General features: G+C 41.4%; 17 protein-coding genes and 1 pseudogene. 13 read left to right on the top strand and 5 right to left on the bottom strand.

Annotation, left to right across the window (positions count from 1 at the left end):
- The first annotated feature begins 40 nt into the window (after positions 1-40).
- Entirely contained in the window at positions 41-2011 is a 1971-nt protein-coding gene (locus ASE42_RS04625; protein WP_056765877.1) for an alpha/beta hydrolase family protein, read from the top strand.
- A gap of 216 nt (positions 2012-2227) precedes the next feature.
- On the opposite strand, the pseudogene ASE42_RS04630 reads toward ASE42_RS04625, so the two are convergent.
- A pseudogene (locus ASE42_RS04630) lies at positions 2228-2536 on the bottom strand (NifU family protein).
- A 112-nt stretch (positions 2537-2648) separates the two neighbouring features.
- Between ASE42_RS04630 and ASE42_RS04635 the strand changes: the two are divergent.
- Positions 2649-2978 carry a YuzD family protein gene (locus ASE42_RS04635; RefSeq protein WP_024423358.1) on the top strand — a complete coding sequence of 110 codons (330 nt, stop codon included), beginning with the start codon at positions 2649-2651 and terminating at the stop codon, positions 2976-2978.
- A gap of 101 nt (positions 2979-3079) precedes the next feature.
- Positions 3080-3310, top strand: a complete 231-nt coding sequence (locus tag ASE42_RS04640; RefSeq protein ID WP_025094166.1) for a hypothetical protein — start codon at positions 3080-3082, stop codon at positions 3308-3310.
- 50 nt (positions 3311-3360) lie between these two features.
- Here ASE42_RS04640 and ASE42_RS04645 read toward each other — a convergent pair whose 3' ends face one another.
- Positions 3361-4428, bottom strand: coding sequence for an NAD(P)/FAD-dependent oxidoreductase (locus ASE42_RS04645; RefSeq protein ID WP_024423356.1), 1068 nt, complete (start codon positions 4426-4428; stop codon positions 3361-3363).
- Positions 4429-4683: 255 nt separating this feature from the next.
- Here ASE42_RS04645 and ASE42_RS04650 point away from each other — a divergent pair, with 255 nt between their 5' ends.
- From ASE42_RS04650 to ASE42_RS04660, 3 genes are all read left to right on the top strand, one after another.
- Complete coding sequence (locus tag ASE42_RS04650; protein ID WP_008346813.1) at positions 4684-4920, top strand: YuzB family protein; 237 nt, start codon at positions 4684-4686, stop codon at positions 4918-4920.
- A gap of 270 nt (positions 4921-5190) precedes the next feature.
- Positions 5191-6045, top strand: a complete 855-nt coding sequence (gene dapF, locus ASE42_RS04655; RefSeq protein ID WP_024423355.1) for a diaminopimelate epimerase — start codon at positions 5191-5193, stop codon at positions 6043-6045.
- Between the two features lie 73 nt (positions 6046-6118).
- The gene (locus ASE42_RS04660) at positions 6119-6481 is read left to right on the top strand and encodes a HesB/IscA family protein (protein WP_024423354.1); all 363 of its coding nucleotides are present in this window, start codon (positions 6119-6121) and stop codon (positions 6479-6481) included.
- A gap of 297 nt (positions 6482-6778) precedes the next feature.
- Here the strand turns inward: ASE42_RS04660 and ASE42_RS04665 are convergent, their stop codons facing one another.
- Complete coding sequence (locus ASE42_RS04665; RefSeq protein ID WP_181950633.1) at positions 6779-7546, bottom strand: MerR family transcriptional regulator; 768 nt, start codon at positions 7544-7546, stop codon at positions 6779-6781.
- A gap of 239 nt (positions 7547-7785) precedes the next feature.
- On the opposite strand from ASE42_RS04665, the gene ASE42_RS04670 reads away from it, so the two are divergent.
- Positions 7786-7992, top strand: coding sequence for a hypothetical protein (locus ASE42_RS04670; protein ID WP_024423352.1), 207 nt, complete (start codon positions 7786-7788; stop codon positions 7990-7992).
- Between the two features lie 47 nt (positions 7993-8039).
- Here ASE42_RS04670 and yumC read toward each other — a convergent pair whose 3' ends face one another.
- A complete protein-coding gene (gene yumC / locus ASE42_RS04675) occupies positions 8040-9038 on the bottom strand; it encodes a ferredoxin--NADP reductase 2 (protein ID WP_024425964.1) in 999 nt (332 codons plus the stop codon).
- Positions 9039-9429: 391 nt separating this feature from the next.
- Between yumC and ASE42_RS04680 the strand changes: the two genes are divergently transcribed.
- From ASE42_RS04680 to ASE42_RS04690, 4 genes are all read left to right on the top strand, one after another.
- On the top strand, positions 9430-10647 hold the full coding sequence (locus ASE42_RS04680) for an NAD(P)/FAD-dependent oxidoreductase (protein WP_024423350.1): 1218 nt from the start codon (positions 9430-9432) through the stop codon (positions 10645-10647).
- Positions 10648-10782: 135 nt separating this feature from the next.
- The gene (locus tag ASE42_RS18975; RefSeq protein ID WP_157834354.1) at positions 10783-10908 is read left to right on the top strand and encodes a YuiA family protein; all 126 of its coding nucleotides are present in this window, start codon (positions 10783-10785) and stop codon (positions 10906-10908) included.
- Between the two features lie 81 nt (positions 10909-10989).
- On the top strand, positions 10990-11310 hold the full coding sequence (locus ASE42_RS04685) for a YuiB family protein (protein WP_024423349.1): 321 nt from the start codon (positions 10990-10992) through the stop codon (positions 11308-11310).
- Positions 11311-11409: 99 nt separating this feature from the next.
- A complete protein-coding gene (locus tag ASE42_RS04690; RefSeq protein ID WP_024423348.1) occupies positions 11410-12054 on the top strand; it encodes a 3D domain-containing protein in 645 nt (214 codons plus the stop codon).
- 40 nt (positions 12055-12094) lie between these two features.
- Here ASE42_RS04690 and ASE42_RS04695 read toward each other — a convergent pair whose 3' ends face one another.
- Complete coding sequence (locus tag ASE42_RS04695) at positions 12095-12571, bottom strand: divergent PAP2 family protein (RefSeq protein ID WP_024423347.1); 477 nt, start codon at positions 12569-12571, stop codon at positions 12095-12097.
- A gap of 324 nt (positions 12572-12895) precedes the next feature.
- Here ASE42_RS04695 and ASE42_RS04700 point away from each other — a divergent pair, with 324 nt between their 5' ends.
- The gene (locus tag ASE42_RS04700) at positions 12896-14386 is read left to right on the top strand and encodes a leucyl aminopeptidase (RefSeq protein WP_056765881.1); all 1491 of its coding nucleotides are present in this window, start codon (positions 12896-12898) and stop codon (positions 14384-14386) included.
- A gap of 341 nt (positions 14387-14727) precedes the next feature.
- Positions 14728-16056, top strand: coding sequence for a Na+/H+ antiporter family protein (locus ASE42_RS04705; RefSeq protein ID WP_024425962.1), 1329 nt, complete (start codon positions 14728-14730; stop codon positions 16054-16056).
- Positions 16057-16114 lie beyond the last annotated feature (58 nt).

Genomic DNA, 16114 nt, shown 5'->3' on the forward strand with positions numbered 1-16114 from the left:
ATCGAACTATTTTTTAAGCATAAAAGGGGGAGATACGTTCATGAAGAAATTGATGACGGCAGAAGATTTAACAAAGATTGTTTCTGTTTCCCATCCGGTTTATTCACCAGATGGACAAAAGGCAGTCTTTACAAAAGTCACTGTGAATGAGAAAAAAGACGATTACAACATCCACTTATGGGTTCGAGATGAAGAGACAGAGGAGCTGGCACAATGGACATTTGAGGATGGAAAGCATCATCAGCCAGTTTGGTCAAAAGACGGCAGGCAGCTTGCTTTTATTTTACAAAAGCCAAAGGAAGTCCCTCAGCTGGCGCTCATGAAGAGCGAAGGAGGCGGCGTGCGAACCTTAACGACGATTCCTTACGGAGTATCTCATCCTGACTTTTCTCCAGATGGTGCTTTTCTTTATGCGGCTGTGTCATTGAAACAATCAGAATCTGTTCGTGATGAAAAAAAGGAAGAGCAAGATGACTTTGCTCCAGCGGTATATGATGATTTGACCTATAAAGCAGATGGAAGAGGCTTTTTAGATGGGCGTGTCACGCAGATCGTGAAGGTAGATATCGATTCAGGAGAGATAGAGCCTGTCACGAGCGAGCAGGTTCATCATATGAATCATACGATTTCTCCTTGCGGCAAATGGCTTGCCTTTATTCAATTAAATCCACAGATACCTTACATAAGTGACGTGTGTCTTCTGTCATTAGAAGATGGTCAGACAAAAAAGATCACACAAGCAAACGGCGCTTATTCCACCGTATCTTTTTCTCCAAATGGAGAGAGTCTTTTGTATATTGGACATGAGCGCGAATTTCAAAATGCCACCTTCCCATCAATATGGCTGTATGATCTGAAGGAAGAAAATACGGTTCAACTGTCAGAAATGCTCGATATGTATGTTGGGAACTGTATGGCAGGAGATAGCGTGATGGGAGAGGTCTATCAGCTTCCGCAGTGGACAAAGGACAGCCAAGGGTTTTATGCGCTTGTTTCTGATCAAGGCAGTACAGGGATTTATTATTTCTCTATTGAAGGTTTAGCCTATCCTGTTCGACTAGAGGCGGAACATATCACCAATTTCAGCCTTCATCCAAATGAATCCAAATTGCTGCTCAGCCGGCTTTCACCTGTCTCTCCAAGTGAGCTGTATGAGATGACATTAGGGGAGACAGAACTAAAGCAAATCACATTCGAGCATCATGATTTTCTAAAGGAGCATATCGTATCGGAACCTGAACCATTTTCTTTTCAGTCAAAAGATGGAGACGAGGTGCATGGCTGGTTTATGAAGCCTTCCAAGATGGAAGAGGGAAAGAAATATCCGCTCATTCTAGAGGTTCATGGCGGACCGCATGCCATGTATGGTTATACGTATTTTCATGAATTTCAAATGCTCGCTTCTGAAGGCTACGCCATCGTGTATATCAACCCGCATGGCAGTCATGGGTATGGACAGATGTTTACTGACCGTGTGAGAGGAAACTATGGTGACGTTGATTATGACGATGTCATGCAGGCTGTTGATCATGTGCTTAAAGCCTATGATTTCCTTGATGAAACAAGGCTTGGCGTGACAGGCGGCAGCTATGGCGGTTTTATGACCAACTGGATTGTTGGTCAAACCGACCGCTTCCGTGCAGCTGTCACACAGCGTTCCATTTCAAACTGGATTAGCTTTTATGGCATCAGTGATATCGGTTATTTCTTTACAAGGTGGCAGATTGATGGGGATATTTATGATTCTGTCGATAAGCTATGGGATCGTTCGCCACTAAAATATGTGAAGCAGATGAACACGCCGCTGCTCATCTTGCACAGTGATGAAGATTATCGCTGCCCAGTTGATCAAGCAGAGCAGCTTTTTGTGGCATTGAAGGAGCTTGGGAAAGACACAAGATTGGTCAAATTCCCGAAGGCATCTCATGATTTATCCAGAAGCGGCCACCCGGGGCAGCGTATTCAAAGACTGACTTTTATAAAGGAATGGTTTAGAGAAAAGCTAGCCTAATAAAAAACGACCCTTCAGCGTGCTGACAAACTCTCGCATTCGGTGTCAGTTCAGCGTGCTGGTGCTCACGAATAGAAAATTCGCTCCGCGCCAGTACTCGTCCTTCCTAGACTTCAAGGGTTTTCATATCACGCTGAAAAGAAGACAAAGGGCTAAAGCCTCTGTCAATCATGAAAAAAACGACCCTAATTGGGTCGTTTTCATGTCATATATGAATTAGAAAACCTGTTCAACTTCTACAACGCCAGGCACTTCTTCTAATAATGCGCGCTCAATACCGGCTTTCAATGTAATGGTTGAACTTGGGCAGCTGCCGCATGCACCAAGAAGACGTAATTTCACAATGCCATCTTCAATGTCTACAAGCTCACAGTCTCCACCATCACGTAATAGAAATGGACGAAGTTTGTCCAGTACTTCCTGTACTTGGTCTTTCATTTCGACTTCAGTCATTAGATATAATCGCTCCTTTCACAACATATCACCATTATATTCATCTGGACGATAAAAATCTATTGATTGGATTCAAAGTTTCCTTCTCATTATAGCACAATCTCATCTTGAAACAAAAAGTGATTTTGACTTTTTTCATCCAGAAAATTCAGCTAAAATGAAGTTAGAATAGGGGGCTTGTCAAATGAACAAAACCGTCGATCTTTATGTATATGGAAGAGATGTCTTGTGCGCTAGCTGCGTGAATCTGCCTTCTTCAAAAGATACGTTTGAATGGTTAGATGCAGCATTAAAACGAAAATATCCGAATCAGCCTTTTCGCATCACATATATTGATATTGAGCACCCGCCAGAAAATGAACAGCAAAAGGAATTGTCTGAACGAATTCTTGATGATGAATTCTTTTATCCGCTTGTCTTAGTAGAGGATCAAATCGTTGGAGAGGGCAATCCGAAATTAAAAGACATTTATCAAGAAATGGAGAAATACGGGTACAGGGAGAGCAGTGAATAAGCTGTTCTTTTTTTGAGAAATATAAACGAACAAGCGTTCCTTTTTTAGGTTGAAAAAGAACGTTTGTTCGTTTATAATGAAATGAAAGGAGCGTGAGCATCATGAATTATTTACTGAAACAATCTCTTCATCAGCAAATACCGATTGAGATGATTTATATGAAGAAAAATGGAGAGTGCACGAAGAGAAAAATCATTGTCCACCGTGAGACGGATCAGTTTATCCAAGCGTATTGTTTATCGAAGAAAACGATGAGAACCTTTCGTAAAGACTGCATTCTTGCCCTTGCTCCGATCAAATGGACCAACTCATCGGCACATGCCGTTTCATAGAAAAAAGCTCCCTCGTCACGAAGGAGCTTTGAGAAAAAATTCACATAATTTTAGCCGTTGTGATGCTTGTACATCCAAAGCAGTCCAGATTTCAGAAGTCTTGGCACCCTGCCAACAAGTGGACGATCTGCCACTAAGCCAAATCCGGCTTTTTTCCCTAATGAACCTAAAACACCTTTTAGCTTAAACTGTGGATAAGCCTCAGGAAGCGGCTCATTTTTCCAGCGTTTTTGCAGAGATTGGACAATTTGTTCTGCCTGCGCCTCAGCAAGCTGTGCACTTGGGGCATGCGGCAGACTTGCGCAGTCACCTACGACATATACATGCTCATCCCCTGGGAGATTGTGATGAGGAGTTAATACGACACGGCCTTGTGCGTCTTTTTCAACATCCATCTCTCGTACCACTTTGCTTGGCTGTATTCCTGCTGTCCACACGATGACATCAGCTTCAATCGCGTCATCATGGTTATAAACAAGACCTTCTTCAACCTTTGTAATATTGGCACAGTTAATAATCTTTACGTCATTTTCTTCAAACCACTTTTGCACATACAAACTTAATCTTTTTGGGAAGCTTGATAGAATCAGCTCTCCGCGGTCAAAAAGAATAATGTTTAAATCAGCACGGCTTTCTCTTAATTCACTGGCCAGCTCTACCCCGCTAAGTCCAGCACCGACGATGCCAACCGTTGCACCTGCGCTCAAATTGTTTAATTTGTTATACGCATGTCTTGACTGATCAATGGTTTGAATGCTGTATGTATGTTCTTTCGCACCAGGGACATTATGATACTTGTCCTCACAGCCGAGTCCAATCACCGTATCATCATACGGAATCGGTTCACGGTCGCTGAATAAGATCTGTTTGTTTTCAATATCAATTTTTTCTACTTCCCCGTATTGAATATCCAGCTTCGGATGCTCTGGAAAAGATACTCGAATGTGATGATCAGAGATCGTTCCAGCAGCAAGTGCATAATATTCTGTTTTTAAACAGTGGTAAGGATTTCGATCAATTAATGTGATAGTGACATCATCAGGTAATTGATTTGGCAATAAGCGGTGGAGAACCCGCATATTCCCGTAACCTCCGCCGATCAAGACTAAATTTTTCATGACGATTCTCCTTTTCCCCGTAGACATTGAAAAACACTTATACTAAAAAACTTTAAGTTAAAATACCAAATAAAATTATATCGAATTTACTGTGAAACCACAATAATTGTTTCAAAATAACCTACATATTCATCAGTTAGTCCCAAATAGTAAAACATTTTAAGAGGAATAGGCGTAACGATACAGACGAAGCTCATATTTTGACTAATACAAGGAATTTCGGTAGGATGGTAAGGCAATGTGAGGTGAAGCACAGTGTTTCCACTGATCGAATTTTGTGTAAGTAATCTTGCACAAGGGTCTCAAGAAGCAAAAGAGAAGCTTGAAAAAGACCCAAACCTAGACGTAATGGAATACGGCTGTTTAAGCTATTGCGGCAAATGTATGGACTCCCCATTTGCACTTGTGAATGGAGAATTTGTTTCAGGAGAAAATGCAGAGCAGCTAGTCGAGCGTATTTATGCTTTTATAGAGGAAAACGACATGTTTTAAATGCACCACATGGGTCATGAGGTGCATTTTTTTCACATTTTCATCTTCCATTTTTAAGGAGAATCAATAGAAAGCGCATCCAATATGTTATGCTAATAAAATATCATCAATATGAAATATCACACGAGAGAAAAAGAGGCATATGCATAATAAAAGCCCTTTGCCATGGCAGCAAAGAGCTTCTATGTATGAAAAACGGGGGATGATAAGATTGTCTCCTGAATCGACTCCTTTTATACTAAAAAGAAACAACATTTTTGGAGGAAGCTCATGACATCATTTCAATTCACGAAAATGCACGGATTAGGAAATAATTATATTTACGTCAATCAGATGAAGGAACAGCTTCCAGAAGAGCAGCTATCAGAGATAGCGATCCGCGTTTCTTCTGTTTATACAGGAATCGGTTCTGACGGGATGATCCTGATTTGCCCATCAGATGTTGCACCTGTGAAGATGCGCATTTTCAACAATGATGGATCAGAGGGCAAAAACTGTGGTAATGGGCTGCGCTGCGTTGCAAAGTATGTGTATGAGCATCAAATTGTAACGGACACAACGTTCCAGATTGAGACATTGTCAGGACTCGTTGAAGCGACCGTTCACGCTCAGGATGGTCACGTTCAGCTAGTCACAGTAGATATGGGAAAACCACGTTTTGAAAAAGAAGCAATGCCGATGCTTGGTGAACCGGCTAGCACAACGGTTAATGAGCTGCTTGATTTTGGCACTGCGAAATTAAATGGAACGGCCGTTTCGATGGGAAACCCGCACATCGTTTTTTATTTAGAGGACATTGAAAAAGCGCCGCTTCATACACTTGGGCCGATCATCGAAAAACACGACATGTTCCCTGAAGGCGTCAATGTAGAATTTGTTGAAGTTGTCAGTGAAACAGAACTTCATTTTCGCGTGTGGGAAAGAGGTTCAGGAATTACCCAGGCCTGCGGAACTGGGGCCTGTGCTGCGGCTGTATCCACAATTGTGAATGGTCAGGCAAAAAAAGAAACAGACATGACCGTTCATTTAGCAGGCGGAGACCTCATCATTCGTTGGAAAGACAATGACCACGTGCTCATGACAGGACCTGCTGAAACGATTTGTGACGGCACATTTTATCTCTAAACCATTTATTTGAGAAAAGGCATCATCACGTTTATAATTGAAAAGAAACATCCAGTCAAAAGGAGGGATGATCATGAGTACACCAGTAACCATTACAGAAGCTGCTGCACTGCAGATTAAAGATATGATGAAAGAACATGAAGAAGAAAATGCGTTCCTTCGAGTGGGCGTAAAAGGCGGCGGCTGCAGCGGTCTCTCATACGGCATGGGCTTTGACCATGAAGTCTCAGAGAAAGACACGCAGTTCGAACAGCACGGCATCAATGTCCTTGTCGATTCCGAAAGCCTTGACATCATGAATGGAACCATCATAGATTTCAAACAATCACTCATGGGCGGCGGTTTCACGATTGACAATCCAAACGCCATCGCGTCATGCGGGTGCGGTTCTTCGTTCAGAACAGCAACGAATACCGGTACGCCGGAAGAGTGTTAAGGGTTAAAACGATTCATTCTGTAAAACCATTTGTATAATGAAGACCTCCTCATATTAATCATTTTCTTGAGGAGGTTTTTTGTGTTGTTTTTGAAGATGCATAAAAAGGACATGACTTCAATCACTCAGCACGTCCTCTTTATAAAGATATTTAATTAGAAAAAAGCTCGCAGTTTCTTAGTATTTCCTCTGTTCATCTTCCACATCTTTTCAAAAGGTTTCATCATGGTGTGTCGGAAAAAATGTTCTTTGTTGTGTTTCGTTGAGAATAACATTTCGTATTAATCGATTGTATTCTCAATCATCATTTTCAAAGCTGTTCCCTCTTTTATGAAGAGTAGTAAAGACTTTCATCGCTTCGCTCATAAATGATGCCAAGCCCTCACCATAACGATCTATATTCTTTGTGAAACGTTCATCTTGAATATAGAGTTGGCCTAAACCGTAAAAAGCATCAAGAGAGTAATAACGAAAGTTTTCGTTTAAAAAGTCGTACCATTGTTTGATGACGATTTGCACCTCTTTGGATTTAGGGGATTGGCTGCGAAGAGAGGCTAGTTTATTCAATATGCTATCCCAGCTATCAGATAATTTAATTTGTTCATCTTTAGACAAATGATTTAGTTTTGCGCTGACTTCATCAACAGCTTGATTTCCCCAACGGTGACGAGCTTCTTCTTCATATTGGCTAAAATTCATATTCATATTCTCAAACCTTTCTTTATAGGTGTATTGAGTTTCTCCCGTTAAATGCTGTAGCGTCTTATCAATATTTCCGATCATTTTATCGAGATTATTTCGTTTCTCTACTAACATTTTTCTTTGTAGCATAAATGCTTCTTTCTTATTAAATGAAGGATTGTGCATCATCTTTTGGATTTCCTTCAATGGAAATCCAAGTTCCCTGAAAAATAATATTTGCTGCAATGTTTCAAGGTTTTCTTCTGAATAGAGCCGATAACGATTATCTGTGACTTCACTTGGAGTCAATAAACCAATCTTGTCGTAATGATGAAGTGTACGAATGCTAATACCAAATAATTCAGCCACTTCTTTTACTTTCATTTCAATTCACCTCTCTTGATATCCACTATAAAATATGACGTTGCGTTAGGGTCAATCATCTTTTTAAAAATTTATATCATTGTTGATCTTGTTTGAAGCAGCGGATTCAAGGAGCTATGTTTTTTTTCGCAAATCGCTCAATTTTGTTACAGCTGGCCCGAACAACTGGCTATTTCCACTCGAAAAGAGTATCATGAGAACCAAACATAAACTGTAGTGAGAAAAGAGGTTGCTGAGGTTTGAGTGAACAAATCAATTGCAGGAACTGTCATGAACTGATTCCTTATCGTTCCAAAACGTGTCCATCTTGCGGGATTGAGAAGCCGCTTCCGAAAAAGGAACGTGTGAAGGATCGGGTGATTTTGGTTGTGGCAGGGATTGTTGTGGTGCTGCTTGCTGCAATGGTACTTGGAATGGCAAATGCCTATATTGGGGTTTTTAAATAAACGAAAAAAGGAGTTCCGCGAGTGGGAACTCCTTTTTTGATCCGTTCTTATTTGTTTTCAAATAAGCTTGTGGAATGGAGAGGCTGTACACGGGCTTTCGGGTCCATGTAAGCTTTCGCATTGTTGACAGCAGTTGGTGCTTCACCAAATCCGCTTGCAATCAATTTGACTTTTCCTTCATACGTACAGATGTCTCCTGCCGCATAGAAGCCTTCAATGTTTGTTTCCATTGTAGATTTCACCACGATGGAGTTCTTTTCGATTTCAAGGCCCCATTGTTTGATTGGTCCAAGGGAGGAAACAAAACCGAAGTTGACGATCACGTCGTCCACATCAAGCACTTGTTTTTTGTCGCCTTTGACTTCTTCGAGCACGATTTGTTCAATGCGGTCTTCACCAATGAGCTCAGTTGGTACATATGGTGTTAGTACATTGACTTTCGAGTTGTGCAGGTTTTCTACACTGTGCTCATGTGCGCGGAATTTATCGCGGCGGTGAATAATGGATACTTCTTTTGCGATTGGTTCAAGCATAAGTGCCCAGTCCACCGCAGAGTCTCCGCCCCCAAGAACGGCAACACGTCTGCCGGCAAATTGGTTCAAGTCATTAATGAAGTAATGCAGGTTGCTTCCTTCAAATGATTCTGCTGAATCAAGTTCAAGCTTTCTCGGTTGGAATGCACCGTTACCAGCTGTGATGATAATTGTTTTAGAATAATGAATCTCTTGATTTGTCACAAGTTTAAAGATCCCATCTGCCTGCTTTTCAACCGTTTCAACTGCCTGCTCTAAGCAAATGGTTTGATCGAATTTATCCATTTGTTCCTTTAAGTTATCAACTAATTCTTGTGCGCGGATTTTTGGAAATCCAGCCACATCATAAATATATTTTTCAGGGTAAAGAGCGGATAGTTGACCGCCGAGCTGAGGAAGGCTTTCAATGATTTTCACACTTGCCTGTCTCATGCCTCCGTAAAACGCAGTAAACAATCCAACGGGGCCGCCCCCGATAACGGTAATGTCATATACCTTAGAATCTTCTTGCATTCCTTTAATCCTCCCAAATGAAAATTGTTATCACTATATCATATCATACCACATATCGTCGTTTGACTTGTTTTGAAAAACTTGTCGTTTTTTGATGCCGAAGCTTTAGAAAGGAGGAAAAAGTGAGAAAGACCGTTTATCATAAGGATTTTCAGTTTAAAGCCTTGAAAATTGGAGCAGAACTCGCTATTATTGTTAAGGGAACTAAATATTAATTTTTTATGAATTTTTGTCGGATACGGTCAAATGCTTTCGTTTTATGTAGGTGAAAGTTCAGATTTTCACATACTTATTTTTTTGTTTAAATTTCATAAAATGCCGCAAAGCGGTTGAGAATAACGATATGTAATTCTTTATCCGTTTTACAGCAAATTTAAAAAAGGTGGATGTGATTCCAGTGAATAAACCGAAAATCGTTGTATTAGGTGCAGGTTATGGCGGATTAATGACTGTAACAAGATTAACAAAACAGCTTGGCACAAATGATGCGGACATTACTCTTGTGAACAAGCATAATTATCATTACGAAACAACATGGCTTCATGAAGCAAGTGCAGGTACTCTTCATCATGACCGCTGTCGTTATCAAATCAAAGATGTGATTAACAGTTCCCGTGTCAACTTTGTACAAGCAACAGTTGAAAGCATTGATAAGGAAGCGAAGAAAGTTGTGACATCAGATGGCGAACTTTCTTATGACTACCTTGTTGTTGCACTTGGTGCTGTTCCTGAAACATTTGGTATTGCAGGACTGAAAGAATACGCATTCTCAATCTCTAACATCAACTCTGCTCGTCAGCTTCGTGAGCACATTGAGCTTCAATTTGCGACGTATAATACGGATGCTGAAAAACGTCCAGAGCGTTTGACAATCGTTGTCGGCGGCGCAGGATTCACAGGTATTGAGTTCCTTGGTGAGCTTGGAAACCGTGTGCCTGAGCTTTGCAAAGAGTATGACATTGATCAAAAAGACGTGCGTATCATCTGTGTAGAAGCTGCGCCAACAGCTCTTCCTGGATTCGATCCAGAATTGATCGACTATGCGATGAACTACCTTCAAGGTAAAGGTGTTGAGTTCAAAATTGGTACAGCGATCAAAGAATGTACACCTGAGGGGATCATTGTTGGAAAAGACGATGATACAGAAGAAATCAAAGCTGCAACTGTTGTTTGGGCAGCAGGTGTACGCGGTAACCCAATCGTTGAAGAAGCTGGTTTTGAAAACATGCGCGGCCGCGTAAAAGTTTCTCCAGACCTTCGTGTACCAGAAAATGATGATGTCTTCATCATTGGTGACTGTTCATTGATTATCAATGAAGAAATCAACCGTCCATACCCACCAACTGCACAAATCGCTATGCAGCAAGGTGAAACAGTAGCGAAAAACCTTGCAGCGCTAGTAAAAGGCGGTTCTCTTGAAAGCTTTAAGCCAGACATCAAAGGAACAGTTGCTTCTCTTGGTGAACACGACGCTGTAGGTGTTGCGTTTGGTAAAAAACTTCAAGGAACAAAAGCTTCTGCAATGAAGAAAATCATCGACAACCGTTCTTTATTCATGGTTGGCGGACCAGGACTTGTTTTGAAAAAAGGAAAATTCAAGTTCTTCTAAACCATCATAGACAAAAACGTGTATCCTCGTGATACACGTTTTTTTATAAGTTGTGGTATATTTTCTCACTTGGTCATTGACGGCAAAATATGTTATGATGAATTATCAGAAAATTTAGATTAAGGAGTGAGCAATATGAATGCACAAACAAAGGAAAAAACATCAATCTGTCAATATTGTTCAGGAAAAGGGTATTTTCAGCTATTGCTCGGCGGATCTGAAACGTGTGAGGAATGTAAAGGGACAGGAAAGAAGCGTTAATCGATCTGCTTTTTCCATTGATTGACTTCATCTCTATTTCCAAGTTAAACTAATGATGGGATATTTGGGGGTGGAGATGAAGTGATCAGTTTACCAGTCGTTATCATTTCAGTTATTTTATTTTTCGTGTTATTCTTCGGCATTGGCTTTTTGCTCAATATGCTACTGAGAATGTCATGGATTATGGCTATTTTATATCCAATTGTATGCCTTTTCATTATTAACAATCAAAAGATGATCGCTTATGTAAGAGAGCCTGGCACTGCTTTTTCAGGAATAGGAGACCGGATCGTCTCACTCGCTGCGGCAGATATCATCATCTTATTAAGCGGCCTGATCGGTGCAATCACATCAGGTTTTGTCATTAATGCACTTCGAAAAAGAGGGTATCAAATGTTTTAACTCACTTGTGGACACGCAAGTGGGTTTTTTTGTTTCTCCTTTGCATAGTTTCCATTTTGTTTGGAAACAAATAGATGGGTAGAGGAGTGACAAATAGAGATGAAAACATGGATGAAACGATTGTTCATGACCGCCCTATTCATGCTTGCACTTTTGACAAGCTTTACGGGCATATCTGGAGTCGAACCAAGTGATTTAGCTGTATGGGTGAAAAAAACCGATGCGGGCAAGCAAGTATCTTCTTTTTTTCAGCAGCAAAAAAGGGAAACGATCGCACTCAAAAGTGAAGATTCGCGGGCTGTTTCTCTCGAAGAAGCCTTTAATTGGAACGATTACCCGAAACAGAAAGTTGTTGCAACCGGCTATACAGCAGGTGTGGAATCAACAGGCAAAACGAAGGAACATCATGCATATGGCATTACATATTCAGGCGTCAAAGTGAAACGTGATTTATACTCAACAGTGGCAGCCGACCCATCTGTTTTTCCGATTGGAACGGTGCTGTTTATCCCAAACTATGGCTACGGTGTGGTTGCAGATACCGGGAAAGCCATTAAAGGTCATAAGCTTGATTTATACTATGAAACCGTTGATGATGTGTATAGAGAATGGGGTAAAAAAGTGCTCGATGTGTATATCATCAAAAAGGGTGAAGGGACGTTAACGGAAAAAGACTTAAATCAGCTTAATGAAGCAGAATCGATGCAAGTATTCCGTCAGCAGTTTCAAGCCAATAAAGAATAAAAAAGCTTTGGGCCGTTTAAGGTCCAAAGCTTTTTCGCTTCTACATGAAGTAATAATCTAAGATGAGTGTCAGCAAGATCCCTGTTAAACCGCCGAAGAAGACTTCAATCGGCTTATGACCAAGAAGCTCTTTTAATTTCTTTTGCTTTTCTTTTTCTTCCGCATTCGGGAAATTCTTTGCTTCGGAAACAAATCGGTTAAAATCTGTTACGAGCTTGTTGAGAACAGTCGCCTGTTCTCCTGCCTGTCTGCGAACACCTGTCGCATCAAACATTGTAATAATGGCAAAGATGGCGGAAATGGCAAAGATAGATGTATCTAGCCCGTGCTCTAAAGCCACTGCTGTTGAGAGTGCTGTTACTGCTGCGGAGTGTGAACTTGGCATTCCGCCTGTGCTTGTAATGAGCGACCAATCTAGTCGTCTAGAAATGATAAATTGAATCGGTACTTTTACAAATTGAGCAAAAAAGATGGCTGCAAGGCTGGCAAGCAGCGGAAAATTCGTCAGTACGCTCATGAACAAGAAACATCCTCTCTTTAAGAAAAAATATCGTGCGAAATGATGGACTAAAAATCCTAGTATGATGAAAAAATGATAGCAGTAAAAAATGCTGCCAAGTCCATGTTTATTATAACATTAAAGAAAGTAGATGTGGAACGAGGAGAACAAGGACAGGCTGCACAGGTTTTCGCCGCTTTTTCATGATGCCCCTCCGCGTGTGAAAATATAAATGTTCATCAAGTAAAGACAGACTGGCAATGATCGTATAGGCACGCAAATTTTGATATAATAGAAGTTCCAATGTGAAAAATGGAGTTCATTAAGGAGCGTGTGATAAATATGTTTTTCTCGACAAATGAATTGCAGCATAAAGATACACTGGCGATCGGACTTTTTCAAAAGAGCCAATTATCAGGAAAAACAAAAGAAATGGATGAATTACTTGAAGGAAGAATCACTGAATTATTAAAAGAAGGCGACATTTCATCCAAACGAAATCAGCTTTCGAAATTTTTCCCATCCCCTGAAACAGGCATCAAACGCATTTATTTTGTCGGGCTTGGGAAGGAATCAGATTACACGTTTGAAGAGGCAAAAGAAGTGTTTGCCCATTTATTCAAAAAGCTTCATCAAGATAAAAAGCAAGCGGTTTCTGTCTTGCTGGATACGTTTATTGGAAAGGATCTGCCAGCTCAAGATGCAGCCCATGCCCTTTCTGAAAGCTGCCTTTTAGCTACATATGAATTACAGGATTTTAAACATAAAACAAATGAACCGGATCGTTTTATCGAGTTTGTTTATGCAACGACAGAGCATGATCAAGCTGAAATTCAGGCGAGTTTGAAAGTCGGCGAAGTGTACGGACAGTCAGTTAATTCGGCTCGTACCCTTGTGAATATGCCGCCAAACATGCTCACATCTTCTGATCTGGCTTCGTATGCGGCAGAGCTTGCATATAAATATGAATTTGAGATTGAAATTTTAGATAAAGAACAAATGGAAGAGCTCGGAATGGGCGGTATTTTAGCCGTCAATAGAGGCTCAACAGAACCGCCAAAACTCATCGTATTGAAATATCAAGGCAAGGAAGAATGGACAGACGTCATCGGCCTTGTCGGTAAAGGCATCACGTATGATACTGGCGGCTATTCTTTAAAGCCAAGAGCGAGTATGGTTGGCATGAAAACAGATATGGGCGGCTCAGCCTCTGTTCTAGGCGCAATGGAAATCATCGGCGAACTTCGCCCAGAGCAAAATGTCATTGCGGTCATCGCCTCAACCGATAATATGATCTCGGCAGACGCTATGAAGCCGGACGACGTGATTGTGTCACTAAGCGGTAAAACAATCGAAGTGCTCAATACGGATGCAGAAGGCCGTCTTGTTTTAGCAGATGGGGTGACATATGCGAAGCAGCATGGTGCCTCTGTCCTTGTAGATGTGGCCACATTAACAGGCGGTGTCATTGTGGCGCTTGGAAATGAGACAACAGGCGCGATGACCAATAACGATGAGCTGTACGCTCAGTTTAAAGAAGCATCAGAAGAATGCGGTGAAATGATCTGGCAGCTGCCAATCACGGAAAAAGATAAGAAACGAGTACGAAACAGCAAAATGGCGGATCTCAATAACTCACCAGGCCGTGATGGTCATGCGATCATGGCAGGTGCTTTCATTGGCGAATTCGCAGAGGAGACGCCTTGGGTTCACTTAGATATTGCAGGAACTGCAACAACAGAAAAACCTTCATGCTTTGGACCAACAGGGGCAACAGGTGTGATGGTGAGATCACTCGCAACATTTGTGGAACGATTTGAAGGAACAAAATAAAGGAGAAGGCTCTGCCAAGTGGCAGGGCTTCAGATTGTTGACAAAGAGCTAAAATGAACTTTATTTTAGCTCTTTGTCTTTTTCTTTTCAGCGTGATAGAAAACCTTTGAAGTCTAGGAAGGACGAGTACTGGAGCGGAGCGAATTTGACATTCGTGAGCACCAGCACGCAGGACTGACAAAGAATGCGAGGGTTTGTCTACACGCTGGGCTCTGCCAAGTGGCAGAGCTTTTTTATGTAGGACATACGCCATTTGACGAAGTTTTTTTTCTATGGTAACATACGTTGGTACTTTAATTATCTACTACATTAGTAAACTAAAGGATTTCGGGGGTTTCACCATGAATGCAGTTGTTTTAGCGGTTGTTTTAATGTTGATATTAAGCTTGCTGCGGGTCAATGTCGTGATTGCGCTGGCAATAGGCGCTTTAGCTGGCGGACTTGCAGGTGGATTAGGCTTGGGAGGAACAGTGGACGCGTTTACGGACGGACTCGGAGGAAATGCAACAGTGGCGATTAGTTATGCGTTATTAGGAGCATTTGCTGCGGCACTGACGAAAACAGGTCTTCCAGATGCTATGGTTGAAGGAGCAGTGAAGCTTCTAGGAAAAGAAGGCGATTCAAGACGGAAAACACTATCAAAAGTGCTCATCGTTCTTGTCATTTTGATCGTGTCCTGTTTTTCACAGAACGTCGTTCCTGTTCACATTGCCTTTATCCCAGTCCTCATTCCGCCGTTATTAAAGGTGTTTAACGAGCTTCAGATTGACCGCAGACTGCTAGCGTGTGTCATTACCTTCGGACTCACTGCACCATATATATTACTTCCAGTCGGTTTTGGACAGATTTTCCACGGAATGCTTCGTGACAATATGAAGGAAGCGGGTCTGACTGTAAACCTTGCAGATATTCCATATGCCATGCTGATTCCTGTAGCAGGGATGGTTCTTGGCTTGATCGTTTCCATTTTTGTATATCGAAAGCCGAAGGTATATGAGAATCGTGAAATTACAGATGTAGAGAAATCGGCTTATACGAAAAAAAGCTTATTCTTTGCCGGTCTTGCTATTCTCGTTTCGTTGATTGTCCAGCTTTATCTATCACAAAGCCTTGGTGTGGAAGGAATGATCTTCGGTGCACTCGCAGGACTGCTTGTCTTGTTTGTGACTGGAATGATGAAACGGGATGAAGCAGATGAACTCATTACATCTGGAATGAATATGATGGCATTTATCGGTTTTGTCATGCTTGTTGCGGCTGGGTTTGCCAACGTTTTAACAAAAACAGGAGACATTGAATCTCTTGTCAAAGCATCTTCCCAATTTATCGGAAACAGCCAGAGTCTTGCGGCGATTTTAATGCTGCTCGTTGGTCTGCTTGTGACAATGGGAATCGGATCATCATTTGCAACGATTCCGATTATTACAACCATCTTTGTTCCACTTTGCTTACACTTAGGTTTTAGTCCAATGGCTACCATTGCCATTATTGGCTCTGCTGCGGCTGTTGGAGATGCAGGTTCACCTGCAAGTGACAGTACGCTTGGACCAACATCTGGATTGAATATGGATGGACAGCATCACCACATTTGGGGAACTTGTGTCCCGACTTTTATCTATTATAATATTCCGCTTGTTCTGTTCGGCTGGCTGGCGGCGATTATTCTGTAAAATGAAAAGCTTGTAGAGAAAACAATGATGTTTTTTCTATAAGCTTTTTTTGTTGTTC

This window comes from Bacillus sp. Root920, from assembly GCF_001429445.1.
Taxonomy (GTDB): Bacteria; Bacillota; Bacilli; order Bacillales; family Bacillaceae; genus Bacillus; species Bacillus safensis.

Bases quoted from the DNA above. Each gene is read 5' to 3' on its own strand.
- ASE42_RS04640 (WP_025094166.1), top strand. From the start codon at position 3,080: ATGAATTATTTACTGAAACAATCTCTTCATCAGCAAATACCGATTGAG.
- dapF (WP_024423355.1), top strand. From the start codon at position 5,191: ATGACATCATTTCAATTCACGAAAATGCACGGATTAGGAAATAATTAT.
- ASE42_RS04635 (WP_024423358.1), top strand. From the start codon at position 2,649: ATGAACAAAACCGTCGATCTTTATGTATATGGAAGAGATGTCTTGTGC.
- ASE42_RS04645 (WP_024423356.1), bottom strand. From the start codon at position 4,428: ATGAAAAATTTAGTCTTGATCGGCGGAGGTTACGGGAATATGCGGGTT.
- ASE42_RS04660 (WP_024423354.1), top strand. From the start codon at position 6,119: ATGAGTACACCAGTAACCATTACAGAAGCTGCTGCACTGCAGATTAAA.
- ASE42_RS18975 (WP_157834354.1), top strand. From the start codon at position 10,783: ATGAATGCACAAACAAAGGAAAAAACATCAATCTGTCAATATTGTTCA.
- ASE42_RS04695 (WP_024423347.1), bottom strand. From the start codon at position 12,571: ATGAGCGTACTGACGAATTTTCCGCTGCTTGCCAGCCTTGCAGCCATC.
- yumC (WP_024425964.1), bottom strand. From the start codon at position 9,038: ATGCAAGAAGATTCTAAGGTATATGACATTACCGTTATCGGGGGCGGC.
- ASE42_RS04690 (WP_024423348.1), top strand. From the start codon at position 11,410: ATGAAAACATGGATGAAACGATTGTTCATGACCGCCCTATTCATGCTT.
- ASE42_RS04700 (WP_056765881.1), top strand. From the start codon at position 12,896: ATGTTTTTCTCGACAAATGAATTGCAGCATAAAGATACACTGGCGATC.
- ASE42_RS04665 (WP_181950633.1), bottom strand. From the start codon at position 7,546: ATGAAAGTAAAAGAAGTGGCTGAATTATTTGGTATTAGCATTCGTACA.
- ASE42_RS04625 (WP_056765877.1), top strand. From the start codon at position 41: ATGAAGAAATTGATGACGGCAGAAGATTTAACAAAGATTGTTTCTGTT.
- ASE42_RS04705 (WP_024425962.1), top strand. From the start codon at position 14,728: ATGAATGCAGTTGTTTTAGCGGTTGTTTTAATGTTGATATTAAGCTTG.